The organism is Streptomyces rubellomurinus, assembly GCF_000961885.1.
Lineage (GTDB): Bacteria > Actinomycetota > Actinomycetes > Streptomycetales > Streptomycetaceae > Kitasatospora > Kitasatospora rubellomurina.
The window spans coordinates 1-260 of the sequence record NZ_JZKH01000382.1 but is presented as its reverse complement, the minus strand read 5'-3'; the positions used below and the strand labels follow the sequence as shown (position 1 = coordinate 260).

General features: G+C 68.5%; 1 protein-coding gene. It reads left to right on the top strand.

Going from position 1 to position 260, the window contains the following annotated elements; genetic code table 11:
* Positions 1-260, top strand: a 260-nt coding sequence (locus VM95_RS38290) for a thiamine pyrophosphate-dependent enzyme (protein WP_045706407.1), incomplete at both ends; no start/stop codon positions are given.

The window sequence follows — 260 nt, the reverse complement described above, 5'->3', positions numbered from 1 at the left end:
ACGGCATCCCGATCAAGGTCGCCGTCATCAACAACGGCTCCCTCGGCATGGTCCGCCAGTGGCAGACGCTGTTCTACAACCAGCGCTACTCCAACACCGTGCTGCACTCCGGCCCCGACCACGACGGCATCGAGCCGCCGGCCCAGGGCACCCGCATCCCGGACTTCGTCAAGCTGTCCGAGGCGATGGGCTGCGTCGGCCTGCGCTGCGAGCGCCCCGAGGACCTGGACGCCGTCATCGAGCAGGCGATGGCGATCGAC